Raw genomic sequence first — 22,802 nt, 5'->3', positions numbered from 1 at the left:
AATAATATAGATAAGTAAATGCCTGTGGAGCACACGTTCAGAAAGTGATCCAAAGAACGGATCAAAATTCTGCCCGCATACCCCACAGGCACAAAAGCTAATTCATTCTATTTGCTTGTTTCCACTTCATTTTCCTCATAAGAAATCCAATCGCTGAAGCTTCCGGCATACAGTTTGACTTTATTGAAGCCAGCCATCTTTAATGCGATGTAGTTCGGTGTTGCGGTTACTCCAGAACCACAGTAGACAATCACTTGCTTGTCTTTATCTATTTCTTTAAATCTATTCTCTTGTTCTTCACTTGATTTGATGCGGCCGCTTTCGAAGCCCTCTGTCCAAACTTTATTAATTGCTCCTGGAATATGACCGCACTTTTTATCAATTGGTTCTTCAATACCTAGGTAGCGTTTATTTTCTCTTGAATCAATGATTACTACTTCTTTATCTTGGGCTTCAACAATCGTCCTTACCTCATCCTGTGAAGCAAATATTCCCTCGTTCAAACGAACATTAAATTCTGCCTTTGGAAATGATGGGATTGTGTCGTTCGTTGGATAGTCACTTTCTTTCCAGGCTTTATATCCCCCATTTAAAATATATACCTTTTCATGACCAAGATAACTTAAGAGCCACCATAGACGAGCGGCATAAGAGCCTTCTCCTCCATCGTATGCAATGACGGTTGTCTCTTCTGAGATGCCAGCGAGTGCAAACGTTTCTTTTAAATTCTCTATTGCTGGCAAGGGATGTCTCCCGCCATGTGCAGCTACAGGGCCAGATAAATCCTTTGATAAATGAAAATAGACTGCTCCTGGAATATGATTTTTCACATATGCTTCATAACCTTCTTCAGATGAGCCAAGATTATAACGGCAATCAGCGATTCGAATATTCTTATCCTCAAGATGTTCCATTAGCCATTCTTTTTCAATAAAATGATTCATTGCTACTTCTCCTCCATCCGCTTGTTGATTAATTCTTGTACATGCTTTTTCGGTGTCCAGCAATTAAATTGATAATTTGGCTTCGTTTCGAAGCCTAAACGCTTACAAAAATAGCGCATTCCCTTAGTCGTTTTATCAGCTTGAAAGTGAATACAGGTTGCACATGCATGAAAGGCTTCAATATTCATTCGTTTCACCCTTTGCTTGCAAGTTCTTCTTCCATTGCTTTAAGCTGATCTATCGGGAAATCATCTCTTAAAAAGGCTAACAAACCATGATAATATTCATCTACCTGTTCCATATACACGTCTAGAAAACGGGCAAATTCTTCATTCAGGATTACCTGATAATAATCCTTTAGGCGGGTACTCTCAGTTTGCAAATAAGTTGCAGCAGGCTCCTGCATATTTTGCTCCAGTTCATCACTTAAATATTTTCGTTCATTCTTTTCAAAGAATGATTTAGGATTTTTAAAATGAGCAAGCGCCTTTTTAAATTGAACTTGATCTTCGTTTTGGAAAGCTGTTTCAAAGTCTATTCCTTCAAGCCTTTTTCCTTCAAATGGGCTAAACATGAGCTCCGAATTGACTTCTTTTGTTGAGGCAATCAGTCGCTCCTGTGCTTCCTTAAGGAGTTTTCCAATATATACCTCCATCCGAACAGTTGTCGCTCTTAATTCTTGTGCAAAGTCAAAACCAAAGCTTTGCAGAAAATCAGCAAGCGCCGTTTGTAGCGCTTTCTTTAAATTTCGTCCATCCTCTTTAAGAAGTGCAGGATTAAATGCTTCTTTAACGAAATCATTGAATCGTAAAAATACGCGCTGCTTTATATAATAGACAAGCTCATCGGCTTCTTGAACCAATCTTTGTGTAAAAATGGCAGAGTCCTGACTGCGAATGATTGTTTCAATTGTTCTTTGCTCATTTTCTAAGTGATTTCGTTTCTGTATCTTTATTTCTTTATCTTCCTGGGACGATTGAATAAAGTTTCTAAGCTGGTTTAGTACCCGTTGCCATTCCATCTCAGCTGAAGTTACGGATATTTCCATTAGCTCATTCGTAATAAATGAATAAAAACTCTCTTCAAAAATAGTCAATTTTGATTCGATTGCTTCTTTATGTGATTGCTTTTCCAACAATGCCTGAAGACTTGACAGGCCAAATAGATTCGGCCGGCGAATCCCATATTGGACGAGCTGCTCTCTCACATACTCAAGGACGGAAGCCTTTTCCTCTTCATTATTAGCTAAATCAATCGCATTCACGATGAAAAACATTTTATCTAATTCAAATGAATCCTTTACACGACCGAGTTGAATGAGGAATTCACGATCCGCCTTTGAAAATGCATGGTTATAATAAGTAACAAAAAGGATGGCATCAGAATTTTTAATATAGTCAAAGGCAACCCCAGTATGACGGGCATTAATGGAGTCCGCTCCGGGAGTATCCACTAGCGTGATTCCCTGCTTCGTTATCGCACAGTCATAATACACTTCAATCATTTCAACAAAACATGATTTTTCCTCAATTGCGACATAATCCTTTAATTGATCTAGGTCCGTCTTTATTGTAGTTCCAAGCGCTTGGCGGAATACTTCAAATCCTCGTAAAAATGCTTGTAAAAAGGCAAAATGTGTCTTCTCATTTGCATCAAAATCTGTTTTCCCACTCATGACTTTGGCTATTTTTCTTAATGCATCGTCAAAATCAGAAGCAGTCATATCAAATAATTTAAGTGATCGACTCACATCATCAAATAATACTTGTGAATCCTTTACTTTGACTAAAACTGTACCATGCCCATATTGGTCATTTATTGGCATAATTTTATTAATGGCAGCTGTTGTTGGATTTGGAGAAACCGGAAGCACCTTTTCTCCAATTAGCGCATTAGCAAAAGAAGATTTCCCTGCACTGAAGGCACCAAATAGGGCAACAGTAAATTGTTTATTCTGTAGCCTTTCCGCCTTTTGTACTAACTCCTCAGCCATTTTTTTAAAGCCTGGCACCGTTTGAACTTTATTGGCTGTAAAGTGAAGCTTCTCTATTAAAGAATGGACCGTAGATTGTTCCAGACCTTTTTTGTCTTTCACTAAATAATCTATTTCTTCTTTAGCTTCCATCTCCTCGTTGACAGCAGGATTGAAAGATTCTTCTATTTGATATACAACTTCTGCCTCTTCGGTATCTATAGCAAGTAATTGCTCTGTTTTTTGTTTCATTTGCTCTATTTGGAATGCTCCAGCCAGAAAATCAGCGATTTGCTTCTTTGATAGGCCCTTCATTTCTTTTATTCTTATTAAACCTTCCCATGCATCCGCATACACTTTTTGTTGGTCGAATTCCTTTTCCAGCTTTTGCTTTTCATGTTCATTTTTTGATTTCAATGCTTCTAAAAATGCGGTTTTTAATGGTAATAAGCTATTTTTCGCCAGCTTTTTAATCAGCTCTGCTACTTCATTCGTATATTGGAGAACATAGTCTCCAGATAACATGGCTCCATCCTTTACTGCTTGAACAAGCAACGATTCTGATACATCTAGCTGGAAGCTTTGTGCTTTTGCTAATAAGGCAGGCTCATGAAGGTCAAATTGTTTCATTTCATGCAAATACAGTTCTTTTAAATGCCAATCGAGCTGTGATTGTACATTTTCAGAAAGTTCTTTATGAAATTGCTTCAATCGAGATTCTCTTTCCTGTTCCGTTTTTTGTTTTGAAAAGAACAGGCCGACTTTAAAATTGGATTGACGTGACTCCACATAGGCTTCAGCTAACTCTCTTGTTTGAAAAGGCATTAAATAAGCATTCTTTAAGACTTCATCTACTTTATTATTCAGACTATTTTCAGTATTAGTGATGAGTGCTTTCATCTCTAATATATTATCTTTTAAGATTTCTAATTGCTCTGGCAATAACGTTCTTTCTTCAAGTGATAATTCAACTAAAATTTCTTCATACTTATCTCTTTCTTCCCACTGCTTTTCTTCTAGAAATACTAAATGTTCCTCCGTTAACTTTGTTAATGACTGTAGAACGGATTCAGGAAGCAATGATTTCCTATTTGCCATTGTTTCCTCAATAAAGGATTGCAAGCTGAAAAACTCATTTTCTTCATGAGATAAATCCTTTAAAGATGTATAGAAGATTCTTGCTGGTTTTACTCCCCATGACGCAAATGAATCACGGACACTTCCCTTAAATTCCTCAAAGCTAAGTTCATCGTCACGATGCTTATCAATCTGATTGATGATTAAATAGACTTCTTTTCCAGCTGCCGTTAATTCTTTTGTAAAAAGAAAGTTTAATTCAGATTGTACATGATTATAGTCCATTACATAGAATACGAGATCCGCAAGATGCAGCGCAGACTCTGTTGCAATTCGATGTGCATCATCTGTTGAATCAATGCCTGGTGTGTCCATAATGACGGCATCCTTCGGCAGACTCGTGTTCGCATAGCTAATTTCAATTGAATGTATTTGGTCGCCGTCCTTACAATATGATTTTACTTGCTCATAATCATAAGGAGCCGGATAAATTCTTGCTTTCCCTTCTTTAAAAATCACTTTAGCGTAACTGTCACCCGATTTGATTTTCACGAGATTAGCACTCGTTGGAATCGGACTGGATGGCAATAAATTTTCACCAATAATTTGATTGATCATACTCGATTTCCCGGCAGAAAAATGCCCGCAAAAAGCAATTGAATATTCTTGTCTATGAAGCTTAACGGCTAAATCCTTTGCCCTCTCAGCCGTTTTCTCATCTCCGTTTGTTTGAAAATATTCATATAAAGCTGTTATTTTGCCCATAAGTTCCGTTGCATCTAGTTGTAATACCTTTTGAACCATGAATTCGTATCCCCTTGTTCATATAATTTACTTTCTATTTTAAATGATTTTTCTAATAATTCCTATGATTAATTAGAAAAGCGTAAGCGCCTGGCTTAGACAATTAAGACAAAATAAAAAAACCAGGGGGGCTCCTGGTTTTCATCTATAAGTATCAAATTTATCGAGTATGCGGCTTGGCAACATTGTTTAGGACATGTTTCATGACTAATGCATAGGCGGTTACTGTGCCTGCAATAAAAATCGCTACCATATGTAACAACACCTTCCTTTTAATAATTTAGCTGAGAACAATTTTCATCTTCAATTAGAATTCTATCACGAACGATAATCATTATCAACATAATTATTTAATTGTCACACTTTTTTAACATTCTTGATTTGAGAAGGGCTTTTAGCAAAGGCTTCTGTGTATTCAGTTAACTGTTTAAGTGCCCTTTCCTCGGTTGGAATACGGATAGCAAGGATAACAGCATTAAAAATGGTAAATAAAATAGCTGTCATATAGGCTTGAAAAAGGAGCGGAATGACAATCAGCTCAATTGTGACGATAATATAATTTGGATGCTTTACATACTGATATGGACCTTTTTTCACAATATTTGCTTCAGGCAAGACAAGGATTTTTGTATTCCAAAATGGCCCTAGTGAGGCTAACACCCATACTCTTCCCATCTGAGCAAGCAAAAAAAGGGTAAGAAAAACAGGCCAATTTGGGGATAAATTCTTTTGTAAGAGAGCCACCTCAATGATCAAGGAAACAAAAAATAAACTATGAACCGCCACAATGAATGGATAATGAGATTGTCCAAATTCGATTGCACCCTTTTGTTTCATATGCCGCTCATTTCGTTTGGCAATCATTAGTTCAGACAATCTTTGACCGATTATAAGAAAAAGAAAAATATAGAATAACATCCATTTATGCCCCCCATTTCAATAAGAGCAATTCAGAGCTAAACCCTGGCCCAAGCGCTGTAGCGAGACCATAATCTCCTGCTCGGCCATCTTCCATAAATCTCTTCAGAACATATAGAATAGTGGATGAAGACATATTCCCATACTCTTTTAATACTTCTAGAGATTTATTTGTCATTTCAGGCTCAATTCCTAATGAATGAACATATGCATCAAGTACCTTTTTTCCTCCAGGATGGGCAATGAAATGCTGAATGTCTTCCATCTTCATTTTCTGTTCAGATAAAAAGTCAGTCACGTTCGGCCTTAGCCATCCCTCGACAATGGTGGGGATATCTTTTGAAAATACAACATACAATCCTTCATCCTTCACTTCCCACCCCATAACATCTAAGGAATCAGGCAGGAGCGTTGATTGTGTCGCCATGATTGAAGGACTATATTCAAGCTTTTGAAATGCAGTTCTATCAACATCGTCCCCAATTACGAGTGCACAAGCTACTCCATCAGCAAAAAGCGAGGTGCCAATTAAATTACTTTTTGAGCGGTCATTTCTTTGAAAGGTCAAGCTGCATAATTCAATAGTAAGCACTAATACTTTTGCATTTGGGAAAGCAAGACAATACTCATATGCACGGGAAAGTCCTGAAGCACCACCCGCACAGCCTAATCCCCAAATAGGTATTCTTTTTGTATGAGGAGGAAAAGGCAGCTTATTCATAATTCGTGCTTCAATACTTGGCGTTGCCAAACCAGAGCTTGAAATACAAAATATTGCATCAATTTCTCCTGTTGATATTTCCTTTTGAAGGAATTGATCGCTTTTCAAACAATTCTCAATCGCTTCGGTCCCCAACTCTACTGCGCCCTCTATGTATGCATCATTTCTTTCCTTGAATGATCGGTCTGTTCGAAACCAATCCATCCCTTTTACAAAATGCCTTTTTTCGATTTGGCCATTATGAAACACATTCAATAATCGTCCTATATCTCGAAAAGATTCTGAGAATAATTCCTTAGCAAAAACCATTACTTCATCCTGCTTTAAAATATTCTTAGGTATGGCCTCTCCTACTGAGACAATTGTTGGCATACATACCCTCTCCTTTAATTGATTAAGGGTATTTTTTCCATATAATAAATAATTATGCAAAAAAAAATACTTCCCCCGTAATGGGGGAAGCATATAGTTTTGAAGGAGTTGTTGTGCCTTTTCATTATAAGATTATTTCTTAAACGAATCATTAACAAATGTTTTCCATATCCATTTATTTGTTTAATGATGAAGAATTTATATACTTTTTTTATATTCAATACATCTATATTTCGACAAATATGTTAAAATTAAAAATAGTTCTTTTAGTGGAGGAATGCCGTGTGACAACGATAACAAAAAGTGTAACAGATATTTTGAACGGTACGATCAAAGCTGTAGAATCAGTATTGCCGTTAGAGATTACTATTGATAAACCGTCCTTATTTACACAACCTTTCACGCAGCATTCAATTGGTGTCTTAATCGGAATGACAGGCGATGTAAGAGGCCGAATTATTATTGACGGAGAGTCGTTTGTTTTTGGAAAAATTGGCGAGGCCATGTTCGGAATGGCACTTGAAGGAGAAATGCTTGAATCATTTGCAGGGGAACTTGGCAATATGATTGCAGGCAATCTTTCCACCTTTGTTTCTGGCAAAGGTTTTGAGATGGATATTACCCCACCGACCGTTCTTGTTGGCGGTACCAAGGTTTATGGATTTTCTAAAGCCTTAAAGCTGCCTATTCAAATTCAAAATGTCGGAGAGTTAATGGTTGTTCTTATGATAGAAGGAAGCTAAAACGATTCTTACATCGTACCAGCTTCACTTCTGAATTACATAAAAAGAATTTAACTGTGTGCTCATAGTCTCTCCTCTCAGACTACCCATTAGTATATTCACAGGAATGCCAAGGTTATTCCAATGTGAGCCTATGGGACGGTATCTTGATTTCCCACATATTTTTGTCCCATAGACTGCTTCTATGGGACAATTTCTTTGCTTCTTCTCAAGAGTTTGTCCCATTGGTGACCCCAATGAGTCAGTTTTCTTTCTTCCCCTCATACGTTTGTCCCATTGACCGCACATTCCTCAAAAAAAAATACACCGGATTACTCCGGTGCTGCATAATTATTCGAATTATTTTGCTTATGCACTTCAATGATTAACTTATTCATTACTGAAGTGCCGCATGCTTTGCAATTTCCTTCTTCATTATATAATAGCTTGCAATGATCACAATAATATTTCTCCATCATGTCCAATCCACATCCTGACTAAGAACTATAAGCTATCATATTTTTTCACTTACGAAAATGTGAAGAATTTTGTTATAGAAATTAATAACCATAAAAAAAACCTATGGGATACGCGTTCAAAAAGTGATCCAAAAAATAGATCAACATTCTGCGGCATACCCTACAGGCGATTCGAATAATACTATTTACTTTAAGAAGCTTTCGGTTCTCCAATTATGTCGGGTTTTTTTTGTTTTATTTTTAATTCATTAAATAAGATATTCAACAGAATAGCTGTAAAGCTTCCAGCCACGATTCCATTCTCAGTTAAAATACGAATGTTTTCTGGGAGCTGTGAAAATAACCCCGGTACCACCGAGACACCCAGTCCCATTCCAACTGAACAGGCAATGATTAATAAGTTTTCCTGTGAAGCAAACTCCACGTGACTCAGCATTTTAATCCCTGAAGCAACTACCATCCCAAACATTGCGATCATCGCTCCGCCTAACACAGAAGGAGGAATAACAGTTGTAATTGCACCGATCTTCGGAACAAACCCTAGCAGGATGAGCATTCCGGCAGCTGTATAAATGACATTGCTAGTTCTTACTCCTGATATTTGGATTAGGCCGACGTTTTGCGAGTAGGTAGTATATGGGAATGAGTTAAAAATACCACCAATTATACTTGCCAATCCTTCTGCACGATACCCTTTTACAAGATCTTTTTCTTCAATTTTCTTTCCGCAAATATCCCCAAGGGCGAAATAAACGCCAGAGGATTCAACTAAGCTTACCATGGCAACGAGAATCATCGTGATAATCGGAGTAATTTCAAATGTTGGCATTCCGAAATAAAAAGGCTTAGCCATATGAAACCATGATGCCTCCATAACTGCACTAAAATCAACCTTCCCCATAAAAAAGGCAACAATCGTTCCTGCAATTAAGCCAATCAAAATGGAAATTGAACGAATGAATCCTTTCGAAAATCGGAAAAGGAGAACGATAAATAATAATGTACCAAAGGCAAGGCCAATATTGGATAAAGATCCAAAATCTGAACTGCCTTCTCCACCAGCCATATTATTCATGGCAACTGGAACGAGTGTAATACCAATAATCGTCACAACCGATCCAGTTACAACCGGCGGGAAAAACCTTACTAGTTTACCAAAATACTTTCCTATTAAAACAACGAAAATACCTGATACAATAATTGCTCCATAGATGGCTGAAATACCATATGAATTACCAATGGCGATAATTGGTGCGACTGCAGTAAATGTACATCCAAGAACAATCGGCAAACCAATACCAAAATATTTATTTCTCCATACTTGAAGGATGGTTGCCACACCACTCGTCATAATATCAATCGAAACTAAGTATGTCAGCTGCTCAGCTGTTAATCCAAGAGCCCCACCAATAATTAATGGAACGATCACAGCACCAGCATACATCGCTAACACATGTTGAATCCCTAATGAAGCGATCTTTAATCGATTTCCGTTCATCGTACTGCCTCCTTCGTTCCGTCCTTGATAAAGCTTACTTCTCCGTTATCTAATGAATGGATTCTAGCTAATGATTCAACCCGTAGGCCTTGTTCTCGTAATAACTGTCCTCCATTTTGGAAACCTTTTTCAATTACAATCCCTATCCCAGCAATCTCAGCATTCGCTTGCTTGACTATTTCCGCTAAACCAATAGCAGCTTGTCCATTGGCAAGAAAATCATCTATTATAAGAACACGATCCTTTTCATTCAAATATTTATTTGATACCGAAATATCATTCGATTCCTGTTTCGTAAAGGAATAGACTTTGGCAGTTAGCAGATCATTTACTAGAGTAAGTGATTTCTTCTTTCTAGCAAAAATAACTGGAACATCCAACTGCAGGCCTGTCATAACAGATGGAGCAATTCCTGATGATTCAATTGTTAAGATCTTTGTAATTCTATCCTCTTTAAACCGGTTGCTAAATTCCTTGCCAATCTCATACATTAGCCGAGGGTTAATCTGATGATTTAAAAAAGAATCCACCTTCAAAACGGAGTCTGATAGTACGATTCCTTCTTCTTTAATCGTTTGAATAAGTAAGTCCATGTTGTTTGTTTCCTCCTCTAATGATTTCTTCAGGTCAAAGAATACAAAAAAGCCTGAAGGACAAATGCATTCACATCATAAAAAACTGAGTGAAGCAATGACCTTCAGGCTTTATTAAATAAAGTTGACGGTAAGAAAAAGATAAGCAATGCTATCTTTTTCCATTGCTCACTCATAGTCAAGTCATTTACGGTAACTCGGTAGAAACTTGCAGGCCATATCCCCGCGATTATATGAGTGAAAGATTATTAAATTGATAAAAATATTATATCATCCTATTTCAATAAATCAATATTTTTATCGAAAACAATACGAATTATTTCATCTGAATTATAATAATTGTTCGTGTTTATTCTTTCGCTTTTACTTTCCTATCACTTTATTTTTCTCGCCAAATCTTCAGTTTGGATGCACTATCTGTCAAGATACCAAAATAACCTTCACAATTTCTCCACATTTATCACACCTTAAGCGTGATATATATCACTGAAAAATCAACTTTTCACTATTAGTATAGTATTAAAGGTATATATGAACATTTTGTGAAATCCCAATAACAGTCTAGATTCTTCGCGATTGTCTTGTATTATGAAAATGTAATCATTTACTTTTTCCAAATTTTCGAAGGGAGTGAATGTAATGGCGAAAACGGAACTCAACAGAAAAATTGAAACAAAAACTGAAGTTGAGGATAGCTCAAATCTAAAAGGTACCCTTGCTTCCGTATTTATCTTAGGAGCTATCCTAATTATCACATGGGTTGGTCTTTATATGTTATTTTTAAGCCGTTAATAATGAGAGGGGAAAAAAACCATGCATATGCATAAGTTTGAAAAGATTTGGCTCATTTTCGGGTTTGGAACGCTGCTTGTTTTTCTAACAATCATCGGTGTCAGCGCATTCTACCTTGGAAACCAGCCACCAAGCTGTTTAGCACCAATTGATCCAGAAAAAGTTGACACTACTGCACCATTTGATGAGCCAGGACTTAAAAAAGTTGAAGGGAAAGATTGGGATTATGAATTAGTCTTTGTTGCCTCTGCTTTCTCCTATTCTCCTGCTCACGTTGAAGTACCACTTGGAGCAAAAGTAAAAGTAATTGCAACATCAAAGGATGTTATGCACGGATTCCAAGCAGCTGGCACAAATGTCAATATGATGCTTGAACCAGGGTACATTAGTGAAGTTGTTACGACATTTAAAAACCCAGGTGAATTCTTAATTGTATGTAATGAATATTGTGGTGTTGGACACCATATGATGCACTCGATGATTGAGGTGGTAGAATAATGAACATTCAAGCGAAACTTAAGGTAGACGCTCGTGATGGAAAACTGGCAATGGCCCACTTTTATGTTTTCATCGTTGCTTTAGCAATAGGTGGTCTTGCAGGATTATTACAAACTTTAGTTCGATCTGGTAAATTTGAATTACCCTTTGGAATTGGCTATTATCAATTATTAACGCTTCACGGCGTTGTTTTAGCACTTGTTATGACTACTTTCTTTATTATGGGTTTCTTGCACGCTGTCGTTAGTAAAACTGCAGGTGCCTATACAAACCGTCAACGCACTTTAGCATGGATCGGTTTTGCTTTATTAACGATCGGTACAATCTTAGCAGCTATTATGATTCTATTAAATGAAGCATCTGTCCTATATACTTTCTATGCACCATTACAAGCACATGCAGTCTTCTACATTGGACTTACATTAGTTATCGTTGGTTCTTGGGTAGGAAGCGCAGCTGTTTTCATGAAGTATGGTCAATGGAGAAAAGCTAATCCAGGCCAAACAAGTCCATTATTAACTTTCATGGCAGTAATCACATTAATGATGTGGGATATCGCTACAATTGGTGTAGCAACTACTGTTCTTTTCCAAATACTTCCTTGGTCATTAGGTTTAGTAGAAACGATTAACGTTGGTCTTTCTCGTACATTATTCTGGTATTTCGGCCATCCGCTTGTATACTTCTGGTTATTGCCAGCATACATGGTTTGGTACGCGATTATCCCAAAAATAATCGGCGGAAAAATATTCTCAGATTCTTTAGCACGTCTATCATTTGTATTGCTCTTATTTTTCTCAATTCCTGTTGGAATACACCATCAGTTAGTAGAACCAGGTATTGACCCAGCTTGGAAATTCATTCAAGTTGTTCTAACTTTCTTAGTTGTTATTCCTTCTTTAATGACTGCATTCTCTTTATTCGCAACGTTCGAAAACTATGGACGTTCACAAGGCGCCAAAGGACTTTTTGGCTGGTTCAAAAAGCTGCCATGGGGTGATGCAAGATTTACGATTACTTTCATTGGTATGCTAGGATTTATTCCAGGCGGAGCTGGTGGGATTGTTAATGCTTCACACCAAATGAACGCTCTTGTCCATAATACAATTTGGATTACTGGACACTTCCATATGACTGTAGCATTTGCTGTTATTCTAACATTTTACGGGGTTGCATACTGGCTGATCCCTCACTTAACTGGTAGAATTTTAACAAAGAAAATGAATAAATTAGCAATGATTCAAGGGATCACTTGGACAATTGGTATGATTTTCATGTCAAGCTCTATGCATATCGAGGGTCTTCTTGGAGCACCACGTCGTTCTGCATTCTCTGATTACGGTGGAGCTGCTCAAGCAGCTGAATGGATTCCATATCAAATTGCACAAGCAGTTGGCGGATCTATTCTATTCATTTCAATCATTCTTATGGTCTATGTATTCATTAATCTTGCATTCTTTGCACCTAAAGGTGAACAAGAATTCCCTATTGGTGAAGTAGCTAAGGGAGCGGAAAAAACTCCATTAGTATTCGATAATTGGAAGTTATGGCTTGGTATTTCAGTTGTACTTATCATTTTCGCTTACACTCTTCCGCTTGTTGATCTTATTCAAAATGCACCACCAGGATCTAAAGGCTTTAAACTCTGGTAACAAACACAAAACACTCCGGTCTGCTGATCGGAGTGTTTTTTTTAGGCTGTTTTCGCAAACATGGTTTCTTTTAACATGAATGAGTAGAGGTTGATTTCCGCTTCAGGATGCTCGCTTTCCGCGGGGTGGGCGGTGAGCCTCCCGCTGGAGTCTCGCACCTTCCGCTACAATCAACAATCTTATTTGTGAATATTCCCCACTTATGCAAACCTATTCAAAAACAGTCTTATTCTAACTAAACTGTTTCTTCTACAGATTTAGTTATCTTCTTTTTTCCAAAAGAAAGATTAACGATGATGACTGAGCTTAGAATGAGTAGTGCACCAGCTAGTTGGATAGCGACTAGCTTCTCTCCATAAAGAAATACTCCCAGCAGCGTGGCAACAACTGGTTCAATGGTTGCAATAATTGCAGCTTTGCTTCCTTCTGTCTTCTCAAGGCCCCATGTGTATAGGAAATAGGCAATAACGGTTGGGATTAAACCTAAGCCTATGCTATACAACAGGACTTCCCCATTTAAGAGCAGATCAAGCTTTTGCCAAAGCTTTGTTACAGGAATGAGTGAGACTGCTGCAACTAAAAAGGTATACATCGTAATTGTAAAAGGCTTATATTTCATGAGAGCGAACTTTCCGAAGATCGTATATAAGGCATAAAATAGGCCAGATCCTAAACCAGTTATTATCCCCAGCATGGTAATGTCACTTTGCCCACTTGTTATTCCTGCAATAAGCACACAGCCCATGATCGTTCCTGCCACAGCAAGTATTTTCGGTAAAGTAAGGCTCTCCTTTAAGAAAATAAATGAAAGCACAGTTACAAAAGCTGGAGCCGTATATAGCAGAATCACTGCAATAGAGATATTCATCTGGCTAATTGTTGTAAAATAACAGAAATTAAAAAAGACAATACTAAAGATGCCTGTCCCGACAAATAACCGAAGATCCGTTAAACTTTTTAACTTCATTTGATTGCGATATCGAGCCACGCCAATTAATAATAGAAAAATAGCTGCATAGATGACTCTAATTGCGACAATTTCCATTGATGTAAATCCGTAGTCTGCTAATCCCTTTACAAAATAAGCAATAATTCCCCAGAGACTAGCCCCAGAAGCAATCATTAGATAAGGCAGTATTTTTTTCAATATATACCTCCTCCAAATATGATGGAAGAGGATGACCGTAGCCATCCCCTTTATCTTATTATTTGGCTGTTTTCACAAACATTACTGCTAATTAACACATAGTTGGTGCAGGTTGATTTCCGCTTCAGGATGCTCCCTTTCCTCGGGGTGGGCGGTGAGCCTCCTCGGAGCATTCGCTCCTGCGGGGTCTCACCTGTCCCACTTCTCCCGCAGGAGTCTTGCACCTTCCACTCCAATCAACAAGCTTTAATAAAAGAGCCTAATTTAGTTGATAAACATTGCTATACTTTTCATATAAATAATCAATTAGATAGTTGGCATTTAGTTCTTCGCCAGTTACATCCTTTAAGATATCAAGTGGCTTCTTCATTTTTCCATATTGATGAATATGTTCGGTAAACCATTCTTTAATTGGTAATAAGTTTCCTTCTTCAACTAATTGATCGTAATTTGAGATATCCTTTTGCATGGCGTTCTTTAGTTGCGCTGCATACATATACCCTAAAGCATAGGAAGGAAAATAACCAAAGCTTCCACCTGACCAATGGACATCCTGCAAAACTCCTTGTGCTTCATTCTCTGGTTTAATTCCTAAGTACTGCTCATATTTCTGATTCCAAATTTCCGGCAAATCTTTAACCTCCATTTCTCCATTAAACAATCCCTTTTCAATCTCATACCGAATAATAATATGAAGTGGATAGGTTAATTCATCTGCCTCAATTCGAATAAGTGAAGGCTTCGATTCATTAATCGCTCTATAAAAGTCATCTAAGCCAACTTCATTAAATTGCCCACTTGAATACGACTTTAATAATTGATAATTCTTCTTCCAGAAAGAATATTGCCGTCCTACAAAGTTTTCGTAAAACAATGATTGTGATTCATGTATTCCCATAGACGTACCGTCACATAAAGGAGTTCCGATTAAATCCATGGAGATATTCTGCTCATATAATGCATGGCCGCCTTCATGGATTGTTCCAAATACAGCTGTACGGAAATCACTTTCATCATACTTCGTTGTTACACGGACATCCCCAGGGTTCAATCCAGTTGCAAACGGATGAACCGTCTCATCCAGGCGCCCTGCTTGGAAGTTATAACCCATCTGCTTAAGAATTTCCAAACTGAAGTCACGCTGCTTCTCCTTTGGAAAATGTTCAAACAAGAAGCCTGTTTCCGGTTTATTCTCTGATTGTGAAATGCGATGAACTAACGGAACAATTTTTTCTCGCAACTGCCCAAACACCTCATCAAGCACTTCTACCGTCATTCCCGGTTCATACATATCTAGTAATGTATTATATCTATTCCCTTCAAATCCCCAATAATCTATAAACCGCTTTGTCATTTCTACTAGCTTCTCAAGATATGGGCGGAACATATCGAAATTAGATCCTTCCTTTGCATCTTCCCATACACTTTCTGCTCTTGACTGAAGGATTACATATTCCTTGTATTCTTCCGCAGGAATCTTTTTGTTGCGATCATATTCTTTTTTACATTCCATTAATGTCTTTATTGTTATTTCTGTAAGTTCGGATTGAGCACCTGATAATTTTGCTATGTATGATGCCATTTCTTCTGATGTAGACATTTTGAATACATCTGAAGATAACATGCCAATTACCTCAGAACGCTGCTCCATTCCTTGTTTCGGCGCACCTGTACGTAAATCCCAATAGATTAATGCAAGGGCTTCCTTGTATGCTTCCATCTTCTTCACATAATCCAGGAATTCCTTTTCAACTTGTTTAGTTGTCTCACTCATTCTGTTTCCTCCTATAATCAAATTTCTTTTTATTTTATCATATTCTTCTGAAAAAAATAGAAAAAAGACAACAGCGTAATGTCTGTTGTCTTTTGGCCTTCTCTATATAAGAAACTTAAAGTTTATTTCTTTCCGATTGCTACTCTCCAAGTATCTGGTCCTTCTTCAATGTATTCCCAAGTGAATTGATCTTCTCTTTCAATCATAAATTGATACTGTAAAGGTCTTGGATCATGATCATTAACTAATTGCATAAATTCCCCTGATTGTAATGAATCAAATGTTCTAAAAATAGTTGGATGTTTTTCACGAGGTGGATAATCTGGTGCCACAACAGTTTGAGCAAATTCTAACATTTTTATTTCCCCCTAATCATCTTTAATTAACATCTTTATTTTATAAAATAAAGACTAAGAGATGAGTGAGGGGTGTCACATATAGACTATGATATTTCCCATCAAATAAATGAAATACTCAAATCCTTTCCTATTAATAAGATACTATAATCGTTTTATACAAAAGAAACAGTTATAATGAGAAAGAATCTATAAAATAGGAAGAGATTGTATGAGACAATTTATTTTAATCATCGTTTTGATTTCTTTTATTGATATGTTTTCCCAGTTACCCATTATGAGTCCTTTTGCCAAAAGTTTAGGAGCCTCTCCCGCATTAATCGGGATGATTGTTGGAATGTATTCCTTTTCCAATATGTTCGGAAATATTCTTGCAGGCTATTGGATTGATAAACATGGCGGAAAAAAGGTACTTCTATTCGGCTTTTCCTTTACCGGAGCTATTTTACTCCTTTATACAATCGTCACCTCCCCAGAACAGTTAATGGCAGTAAGATTCTTCCATGGTTTATTTAGCGGGTTTCTTGTTCCAGCGGCCTTTACTGTGCTTGCGAACAAAGAGAATAAAGGAAAACAAGGAAAATCGATGGCTATTTCAGGAGTTGCGGTTGGTATATCTGCCATTATCGGTCCAGCCTTTGGAGGTATTGTAGCCTCGAAATATACCATTGAATGGGTGTTTATCATTATTGCGATTTCAATGGGCATGATTGCAGTTTTTTCATTTTTTGTACTGCCTAATAAACCTGCCGAAAATACAAGAAAGATAGAGCCGCCCATCCAAACACTTATGACACTTTTGAAAAAACCGGCCCTAGCCATTAGTTTCATAGGCGCTTTTTCACTCATGTTTGCTCAAGGGGTCTTAGCCTATATGCTTCCTTTACAGGTAGAAGTACTTCAATATGGCAGCCACTATAGCGGGATACTTCTAAGCACATTCGGGATCACAGCCATTTTGATTTTTGGGTTGCCAACGAATCGAATTTTTGATCATTTTCAGCATCGTCATATCATGATGCTTGGAATGAGTATTATTGGTTTTGCTCTCATTTTATTAAGTATGGCTGTTTCATTGCCCTTTATATTTATATGTATGATTCTTTATGGCACTGGCTTTGCCTTTTTGTTCCCATCTATTTCAGCCATGCTTGTTGAACATACAGATGAAAAAACGAGAGGAAAGGCTTTTGGTTTATTCTATGCCTTTTTCTCTCTCGGTGTTGTTGCTGGCTCTTCATTAACAGGGGTGTTAGCCGTTTCTTTTGGAACAGGATTTATTATTGCTGCATGCATTTTATTCACAACCACTATTGGAATATTTGTTTATTTTAAAAACATAGCAAGGATAAAGAAAAGTATGGGGTGATTTAATTGAAAGAACTCGTTAATAAATGCCACTTATGCGGAAAAAACCTTTATTGCATGGATGGCTTTTTCAATGGAGTACTTACGAAGGATCAACAAACACTTTGCTTTGATTGTGCTAAAGAAGAGAAGGAATCCACAGATTAACCTGTGGGTTCTTTTTTTTGAATAGGAATAAGCTGAACTATTGAGAATGAGAATCAAAATAATAAAATACTATGATTCTCGTCACTTAACTAGTGAAAATATAATGCTACACTTGGGTTAAATAAAGATAGAAACAGGTAAGAAGGTGAACTAATTGAGAATTGAGGATATCGAGAAACGATTGAAAGCTGTTCCTCTATTTAGGGAACTTGAGCAGGATGAACTATCTCGTATTGTTGAAATAGCTCAAACAAGGAATTATAAGCATAAACTATATGTATTTATGCAAGGGGACCCGCTTGATCGTGTTTTCTTCATCCACTCAGGGAAAATAAAAATTTATAAAACAGATTCATCTGGAAGAGAGCAAATTGTTTCCGTTCTGGAAGCGGGAGAAATGTTTCCACATGCAGGTTTCTTCAGACAAGGGAATTATCCTGCCCATGCGGAAGTAATGGAAGAAGCACAATTAATCGCTATACCTATCGATGAGTTCGAAAAACTTCTTCTTTCCAATCCCATTCTTTGTATCAAGCTATTTAAAGTTTTGGGTGAAAAAATTGTTGATTTACAAAACCGTCTGGAGGAACAAATCCTCCATAATACGTATGAGCAAATTATTATGCTGCTGCTTAGATTATGCAAAACAAATGGAATGAGATTAGATAATTCATATAAAATAACCACCCATTTCACAAACCGAGAGCTCGCCAATATGATTGGAACATCAAGAGAAACAGTCAGCAGAACAATCAATCAATTGAAGAAGAAAGACTTCCTTTTAACAGATGAAGAAGGATTCTTCTTAGTTAATCGAGACGGCCTAAAACAGGAAATTCTTTAATTAAATATATATATTATCCAAGGGAGAGAATAATAATGGAAAATAAAATTGTTGAACTAGACGTTAGAGAAGATATCAAAAATAAATTGGAGCCCTTCCAAAAGATTATGCAAGCTATTACTGGACTTGAAAAAGGTGATGTTTTTATTCTTCACGCGCCATTTAAGCCAGCACCCCTTTTTACAGTATTAAAAGCAAAAGGGTTTGATAATGAAGTGGAAGAAATCGAAAGTAAACATTGGAAAGTTACATTTACGAAAAGAGGGTAATCATGATGATTCTAGATAATCGCGGACTTGAACCGCCCCAACCAATGATGAGAACCCTTGATGCACTTGAATCCTTATCAACAGGTGAAACATTATCAATTATTAATGATAGAAGACCGATGTTTCTATATGAACAATTAGAAGAAAAAGGATATAAACACGTAACATCTGAGCGTGAGGATGGAAGTTTTTTAATTGAAATCACGAAATAAAGAAGGTGTTAAAGTTGATTCCTTCACAATCAGGCAATGAAACAAATATAAAGCTGCCGTTTCTATTTATCTTTTTAAGCATGGTCTCATTGATGGCATCGCAGATTTTACTCCTGTTCCAAGGTGATTTCTTACTTAACGGACAATTCCGTGTGCCAGGCATCTGGTCTGCTGCCCACTTGTTTATTCTTGGCTGGGCGCTAATGATTGCGATGGGAGCCATGTACCAGCTTGTCCCTGTTGCGTTTCTGACACCTATATGGAATGAAAAGTTTGGCTTTATCCAGTTTGGTGTGACGGCCATTGGGACATTCTCTTTTGCTCATTTTCTATTTCATGATCCTCAGCATGCATTAATCCCTGGGATCATTACATTAATTGGAATTCTCATGTTTGTATTTCAAATGGGAATGACTTTACGCAAACAAGCGAAACCAAATATTTTAACCTTATATGTTGGCACTGCACTGATTAGTTTGTTCTTAACGATCGTACTGGGGATCACTATGCTGTATAGCATGAAGACAGGTGCTGCTGCCGATCATTATCTTGCTATTTTTAAAAGTCATTTAATGCTTGGAACGACCGGCTGGTTCACAATGCTAATCTTCGGGTTTTCCTATAAGATGGTACCGATGTTCTCTTTATCCCATGGATATAGCATGAAGCCAGCGAATTTTGTTTATCCGTTCTATGCAGGTGGACTAATTGTTGCAATCGTCTCTTTCTTTATCAAGTCGCAAGGAGCCTTAACGATTGGATTATTGCTTCAATTAATTGGTTTTGGAATATTTATCTACCATATTTCCTTAATCCTTAAGAAAAGAGTGAAGAAGAAGCTTGACCGCTCATTTTCATTTGCCCTTATCGCTATTCTTAGTGGCGGGCTCATCCATTTAGCAGCGTTTATTACAGCTCTATTTGGTGTATTTCAAAGTGCAGTTGGCCCATTAATGCTTTTATATTTATTCTTATGGATCGCCTTTAGTATTATTGGTTATTTATACAAAATTGTCCCCTTCCTATGGTGGACAGCCAAATATAGCAAGGAGATTGGCAAGAAAGAAGTTCCAGCATTAAAGGATATGGTAAATGACCGGAATGCTACCCCTGTGTTTGTCTGCCTAGTGCTAGGAATACTAGGTGTTGCCGTTGCTATCATCATTGGCAGTCATGCATTGTTCATTCCAAGTCAGCTATTGTTTACACTCGCATGCTTCATGTTTTGCTTTGCCATTGCCAAAGTAGTTACAAAATAGGAGGTTAAGATCATGGAATTAAAAGAAAAGGTTATGAACAATTTAAAAAGAGTATTGGATCCTGAACTTAATATAAATGTTGTCGACTTAGGCTTAATTTATGATGTAGAGTTTCCAGAGGAAGGTACCGTTCTCGTTACAATGACATTGACTACGCCAGGATGTCCACTGCATGACAGCATCACAAGCGGTGTAAAGTATTGTCTTGAGGAAATGGATGAAATATCTAATGTAGATGTCAATCTCGTCTGGGAGCCTGCATGGTCGCCTGAGAAGATGACTCCTGAAGGATTAAAACAATTAGGCCGATAATTTTTAAAAAATCCCCTCAGCCGAGGGGATTTTTTTGTAGCTATTTATTTCACTGATAATGCAGTTGGCAGCACACTCTTCACTAATTCGATAACTTCCTGTTTTTCGTTATTTTTCATTAAAATATGAACAGTTCCCTTATCTTCATGTGTACGAATCAATCTGCCTATTCCCTGTCTTAAACGGAGAAGCATATACGGAAGGTCAACTTCTCTGAATGGATCTTCTACACTTTCTCTCTTTGCAGTAAAAACTGGGTCATGTGGAGGAAATGGCAGAGAAAAAAGGATAACGTTCTCAAGCGATCTTCCTGGAATATCCAAGCCCTCCCATAAATGAACAGAACAAAGCACAGATTGCTCATCATTTTGAAAACTTGAGACTAGTGTACTTATTTCTGCATCCCCTTCAAAATAAAGAGTGAGATTTGTCTTTCCTTGAATATATGCCTTAAAGCTCGCAAGTTCTCCTTTATTAGTAAATAATACTAATGCTCTGCCCTCTGATTTTTCCAATTGCTCATGTACATATTGCATTTTAGCAGTTAGATCAGTTTCAGAAAACTGCGGCATTGATATGACCATATTTTCCTCATAATCAAATGGAGAGGAAACAGAAAATGATAGATAGCTGTCTATCCCAAGGTTCTTCGCCATATAATCGAATGACTTATTCTCTGATAAGGTTGCAGATGAGAAGATAAACGGTTTCTTCTGCGAAAAAACTTCTTCTCTCATAATATCTTCGACCATTCGCGGCATAATGACGAGGGTTCGCTCTCCATCATATTCTTCAAACCAGATGATCCCTTTTAAGTCTTTTAAGAACAGGGAAAGAGAATACGAAATCTGTTCTAAATATTCCTCAACAATTTTTAAATCATATTCATTGATCACATACATTTCACTTTCAAATACAAGTTCTTCTTCAAGGGAACTGATTAAATCAAGCAGTTTTTTTCCTTCTTTAATCACTACTGCTGTTTTGTGAATGGTTCTTTTGTCTGATCCTTCCGTCACAGTCGAGGCATCTGTTAAAACGGAGAAAAACAGCTCATTTTGGACAATTGCATCATCAATGATATTCAATGTTTTTTCTCTTACATCATTTTCCATTAGCCTAGTGAGCAAAGATTCCAGTGTTTGCTCTGTCAGACGATAGGTCAGTGCCTTTTGCGAAGCATATTCAAGTAAATGTCCTTCGTCAAATACAACACAGGAGCTTTCCGGCAGCAATGGAAGCTGGCCTTCTCGTTTTCTTGATTCCTTCGTCCAAATATGTTCCATATAAAAATCATGAGAGCAAATAATAATATCTTTGGCATTACGGTAATAATCACGATTTAATGTTTGTCCACAACGATGACGCTTCTCACAAGTAAAGCAATCTTGAAGCGGATCCCATGCAACATTTCCCCATTTTTCATCTGCAAGCTCCGGGAATTCCTTCCTATCACCGTATTTTTCAAAACTCTGCATAGAAGAACCAGAATGAACAAATTCTGGCAGCCTGTCATAGATGGCATTATAGGCATCCATATCTTCATTTGCCACAAGTTTATCCAGCTTATTCAAACATAAATATTGATCTCTCGATTTAGCAAGCCTTACATCGATCGTTAAATCTAGTGCCTTTTCAAGCTTAGCGATATCTCCTTCTTTTTTCACAAGCTGCTCTATTAATGTCTCATCTGCACAAGCGATTATTGCAGGCTTGTTCACATATCTTGCATAAGCAATACAATAAAGCAAATAAACAAGAGTCTTTCCTGTTCCTACTCCTGCTTCTGCAAAAATAACCTTCTTTTCCTTAAATGCCTTTTCAACCTGAAAGGCCATAAAGATTTGTTCATCACGCAGTTCAAAGCCAGCCTCAGGCAATATATCGTAAAACACATCACCGATCCACTCGCCTAATTTTTCAAAAAAAGATTCACTTTTGGACAATGCAAAAGGCATCCTGTTTTGCATAGTACCCCTCCGTTCTAGAGTTTTGGAGGTTAGAGAAGGTATGAATGGAATCAGCAATATCTACCTCAACATTCCTACTCTATTTCAATCCGCTCTAGGAAT

At 37.3% G+C, this 22,802-nt stretch carries 22 protein-coding genes and 1 riboswitch; of the genes, 10 read left to right on the top strand and 12 right to left on the bottom strand.

Features of this window, described 5'->3' with window-relative positions:
* Positions 1-107: 107 nt before the first annotated feature.
* The 5 genes from ACFYKT_RS05115 to ACFYKT_RS05095 form a co-directional block, all read right to left on the bottom strand.
* Entirely contained in the window at positions 108-944 is an 837-nt protein-coding gene (locus ACFYKT_RS05115; RefSeq protein ID WP_389216385.1) for a sulfurtransferase, read from the bottom strand.
* A gap of 2 nt (positions 945-946) precedes the next feature.
* The gene (locus ACFYKT_RS05110) at positions 947-1,132 is read right to left on the bottom strand and encodes a hypothetical protein (RefSeq protein ID WP_389216382.1); all 186 of its coding nucleotides are present in this window, start codon (positions 1,130-1,132) and stop codon (positions 947-949) included.
* A gap of 5 nt (positions 1,133-1,137) precedes the next feature.
* The gene (locus tag ACFYKT_RS05105) at positions 1,138-4,797 is read right to left on the bottom strand and encodes a dynamin family protein (protein ID WP_389216379.1); all 3,660 of its coding nucleotides are present in this window, start codon (positions 4,795-4,797) and stop codon (positions 1,138-1,140) included.
* A gap of 357 nt (positions 4,798-5,154) precedes the next feature.
* On the bottom strand, positions 5,155-5,715 hold the full coding sequence (locus ACFYKT_RS05100) for an isoprenylcysteine carboxyl methyltransferase family protein (RefSeq protein WP_389216376.1): 561 nt from the start codon (positions 5,713-5,715) through the stop codon (positions 5,155-5,157).
* A gap of 4 nt (positions 5,716-5,719) precedes the next feature.
* Positions 5,720-6,808 (bottom strand): type III polyketide synthase, encoded by a 1,089-nt coding sequence (locus tag ACFYKT_RS05095; protein WP_389216373.1) that lies wholly within the window; start codon positions 6,806-6,808, stop codon positions 5,720-5,722.
* Between the two features lie 242 nt (positions 6,809-7,050).
* On the opposite strand from ACFYKT_RS05095, the gene ACFYKT_RS05090 reads away from it, so the two are divergent.
* Positions 7,051-7,551: a chemotaxis protein CheX gene (locus tag ACFYKT_RS05090; RefSeq protein WP_389216371.1), complete on the top strand. Its 501-nt coding sequence runs from the start codon at positions 7,051-7,053 to the stop codon at positions 7,549-7,551.
* 311 nt (positions 7,552-7,862) lie between these two features.
* Here the strand turns inward: ACFYKT_RS05090 and ACFYKT_RS05085 are convergent, their stop codons facing one another.
* The 3 genes from ACFYKT_RS05085 to ACFYKT_RS05075 all read right to left on the bottom strand — a co-directional run bounded on the left by ACFYKT_RS05085 (position 7,863) and on the right by ACFYKT_RS05075 (position 10,100).
* Positions 7,863-8,009: a hypothetical protein gene (locus tag ACFYKT_RS05085; RefSeq protein WP_389216368.1), complete on the bottom strand. Its 147-nt coding sequence runs from the start codon at positions 8,007-8,009 to the stop codon at positions 7,863-7,865.
* Positions 8,010-8,199: 190 nt separating this feature from the next.
* Positions 8,200-9,507, bottom strand: a complete 1,308-nt coding sequence (locus ACFYKT_RS05080) for a nucleobase:cation symporter-2 family protein (RefSeq protein ID WP_389216365.1) — start codon at positions 9,505-9,507, stop codon at positions 8,200-8,202.
* Positions 9,504-10,100, bottom strand: coding sequence for a xanthine phosphoribosyltransferase (locus tag ACFYKT_RS05075; RefSeq protein ID WP_389216362.1), 597 nt, complete (start codon positions 10,098-10,100; stop codon positions 9,504-9,506). The genes ACFYKT_RS05080 and ACFYKT_RS05075 overlap by 4 nt, the downstream gene beginning before the upstream one ends.
* Before the next feature lie 155 nt (positions 10,101-10,255).
* Positions 10,256-10,357: riboswitch (purine riboswitch) on the bottom strand.
* A 382-nt stretch (positions 10,358-10,739) separates the two neighbouring features.
* Between ACFYKT_RS05075 and ACFYKT_RS05070 the strand changes: the two genes are divergently transcribed.
* Genes ACFYKT_RS05070 through ACFYKT_RS05060 form a run of 3 tightly spaced genes read left to right on the top strand, consistent with a single transcriptional unit; the run spans position 10,740 to position 13,042 of the window.
* Positions 10,740-10,892, top strand: coding sequence for a cytochrome c oxidase subunit 2A (locus tag ACFYKT_RS05070; RefSeq protein WP_389216359.1), 153 nt, complete (start codon positions 10,740-10,742; stop codon positions 10,890-10,892).
* A 21-nt stretch (positions 10,893-10,913) separates the two neighbouring features.
* Positions 10,914-11,390: a cytochrome c oxidase subunit II gene (locus ACFYKT_RS05065; RefSeq protein WP_389216357.1), complete on the top strand. Its 477-nt coding sequence runs from the start codon at positions 10,914-10,916 to the stop codon at positions 11,388-11,390.
* Positions 11,390-13,042 (top strand): b(o/a)3-type cytochrome-c oxidase subunit 1, encoded by a 1,653-nt coding sequence (locus ACFYKT_RS05060; RefSeq protein ID WP_389216355.1) that lies wholly within the window; start codon positions 11,390-11,392, stop codon positions 13,040-13,042. Before ACFYKT_RS05065 ends, ACFYKT_RS05060 begins: the two co-directional genes overlap by 1 nt.
* Before the next feature lie 235 nt (positions 13,043-13,277).
* Here the strand turns inward: ACFYKT_RS05060 and ACFYKT_RS05055 are convergent, their stop codons facing one another.
* The 3 genes from ACFYKT_RS05055 to ACFYKT_RS05045 form a co-directional block, all read right to left on the bottom strand.
* Positions 13,278-14,189, bottom strand: coding sequence for a DMT family transporter (locus ACFYKT_RS05055; RefSeq protein WP_389216352.1), 912 nt, complete (start codon positions 14,187-14,189; stop codon positions 13,278-13,280).
* Between the two features lie 259 nt (positions 14,190-14,448).
* The gene (locus ACFYKT_RS05050; protein WP_389216349.1) at positions 14,449-15,963 is read right to left on the bottom strand and encodes a carboxypeptidase M32; all 1,515 of its coding nucleotides are present in this window, start codon (positions 15,961-15,963) and stop codon (positions 14,449-14,451) included.
* Positions 15,964-16,085: 122 nt separating this feature from the next.
* On the bottom strand, positions 16,086-16,319 hold the full coding sequence (locus tag ACFYKT_RS05045) for a DUF2249 domain-containing protein (RefSeq protein ID WP_389216346.1): 234 nt from the start codon (positions 16,317-16,319) through the stop codon (positions 16,086-16,088).
* Between the two features lie 211 nt (positions 16,320-16,530).
* Between ACFYKT_RS05045 and ACFYKT_RS05040 the strand changes: the two genes are divergently transcribed.
* The 6 genes from ACFYKT_RS05040 (at position 16,531) to ACFYKT_RS05015 (ending at position 20,730) form a co-directional block, all read left to right on the top strand.
* Complete coding sequence (locus ACFYKT_RS05040) at positions 16,531-17,688, top strand: MFS transporter (RefSeq protein ID WP_389216343.1); 1,158 nt, start codon at positions 16,531-16,533, stop codon at positions 17,686-17,688.
* A 300-nt stretch (positions 17,689-17,988) separates the two neighbouring features.
* Positions 17,989-18,678, top strand: a complete 690-nt coding sequence (locus ACFYKT_RS05035) for a Crp/Fnr family transcriptional regulator (RefSeq protein WP_389216340.1) — start codon at positions 17,989-17,991, stop codon at positions 18,676-18,678.
* Positions 18,679-18,713: 35 nt separating this feature from the next.
* Positions 18,714-18,947 (top strand): DUF2249 domain-containing protein, encoded by a 234-nt coding sequence (locus tag ACFYKT_RS05030; protein ID WP_389216337.1) that lies wholly within the window; start codon positions 18,714-18,716, stop codon positions 18,945-18,947.
* Between the two features lie 5 nt (positions 18,948-18,952).
* Entirely contained in the window at positions 18,953-19,159 is a 207-nt protein-coding gene (locus ACFYKT_RS05025) for a DUF2249 domain-containing protein (protein WP_389217043.1), read from the top strand.
* Between the two features lie 5 nt (positions 19,160-19,164).
* On the top strand, positions 19,165-20,418 hold the full coding sequence (locus tag ACFYKT_RS05020; RefSeq protein WP_389216334.1) for a hypothetical protein: 1,254 nt from the start codon (positions 19,165-19,167) through the stop codon (positions 20,416-20,418).
* A 12-nt stretch (positions 20,419-20,430) separates the two neighbouring features.
* The gene (locus ACFYKT_RS05015) at positions 20,431-20,730 is read left to right on the top strand and encodes a metal-sulfur cluster assembly factor (RefSeq protein ID WP_389216331.1); all 300 of its coding nucleotides are present in this window, start codon (positions 20,431-20,433) and stop codon (positions 20,728-20,730) included.
* Between the two features lie 44 nt (positions 20,731-20,774).
* Here ACFYKT_RS05015 and ACFYKT_RS05010 read toward each other — a convergent pair whose 3' ends face one another.
* Complete coding sequence (locus tag ACFYKT_RS05010; protein WP_389216328.1) at positions 20,775-22,700, bottom strand: ATP-dependent DNA helicase; 1,926 nt, start codon at positions 22,698-22,700, stop codon at positions 20,775-20,777.
* Between the last annotated feature and the right edge of the window lie 102 nt (positions 22,701-22,802).

The organism is Cytobacillus mangrovibacter (assembly GCF_042865275.1).
GTDB classification, from domain to species: Bacteria; Bacillota; Bacilli; order Bacillales; family Cytobacillaceae; genus Cytobacillus; species Cytobacillus mangrovibacter.
This window is presented reverse-complemented; position numbering and strand designations above follow the sequence as displayed.